This is a genomic window from Oleiphilus sp. HI0043, from assembly GCF_001634935.1.
Genome location: NZ_LWEY01000944.1, coordinates 1 through 400, shown reverse-complemented (window position 1 = coordinate 400; position 400 = coordinate 1). Strand labels below are relative to the sequence as shown.

The window sequence follows — 400 nt, the reverse complement described above, 5'->3', positions numbered from 1 at the left end:
CTAAGTGGTGTTAATGCCAATGTTGCCGAGAGCAATGTGGCCTTTACATTGGCAGATGATGGTGTTGTGTCGGTGACGCAACAAATAGATGAGGTGGGGGTTTTCACTATGGAAGCCTATGCCGTGCCCGATTATGCGGGTGAAGTCGTCAGCGGTGGTACAAGTGGTAATGTTGGTCGGTTTATCCCTGATCGTTTTGATGTGAGCTTTTCCGTCACAGGAGGAAATTTTGCCCCAGCGTGTAATGTCGTTGGACTATCGCCCTTCACTTATATGAATCAGGCCTTTCAATGGAATACTGTCCCTGAATTGACGATAAGTGCTGTACGTGCTGATGGCACGATTACACAAAACTATGAAGGTGATTTTTGGCGCTTGGGTGCAAACCTGGAGCTAGATG

1 protein-coding gene is annotated in these 400 nt (G+C 47.5%); it reads left to right on the top strand.

Annotated elements, in window-relative coordinates; genetic code table 11:
- Positions 1–400, top strand: a 400-nt coding sequence (locus A3729_RS32790; protein ID WP_197475770.1) for a DUF6701 domain-containing protein, incomplete at both ends; no start/stop codon positions are given.